Origin of the sequence: Shigella sp. FC1544 (assembly GCF_001722145.1) — a bacterium.
Classification (GTDB): domain Bacteria; phylum Pseudomonadota; class Gammaproteobacteria; order Enterobacterales; family Enterobacteriaceae; genus Escherichia; species Escherichia coli.
The window spans coordinates 1-420 of record NZ_MECT01000459.1 but is presented as its reverse complement, the minus strand read 5'-3'; the positions used below and the strand labels follow the sequence as shown (position 1 = coordinate 420).

Sequence of the window (420 nt, the reverse complement as noted above, 5' to 3'; positions counted from 1 at the left end):
CCCAGCTCTTTCATGAGCCTGCCAGCAAGCCAGCGTCCCATCTGGTAGCCTCTCCGGGTTGCCATTGTGGCGATGCTTCTTGCTCCGGCCGAACCATGGCTGATGCCATGTAGCTCAAGTACCTGACTGCGTAATACAGCCCGTCTGCCGTCTGGTTTTTCAGGACGGTTTTTCCAGTATCTGTAGCTGCTGCGATGAACCCCGAACACTTGGCAGAGTGTGACCACAGGATAATGCGCTCTGAGTTTCCCGATTATCGAGAACTGTTCAGGGAGTCTGACATCAAGAGCGCGGTAGCCTTTTTTAATATTTCATTCTCCATTCAATGCGTTGTAGCTTTTTCCTCAGCTTACGTATTTCGATTTGTTCTGGTGTTATCGGAGAGGCTTTTGGTGTTTTGCCCTGACGCTCATCACGCAG

At 51.0% G+C, this 420-nt stretch carries 1 pseudogene; it reads right to left on the bottom strand.

The annotated features are described in order from the left end of the window. Nucleotides 1-420: pseudogene (locus BGK49_RS28040) on the bottom strand (IS3 family transposase); the annotation flags it as partial.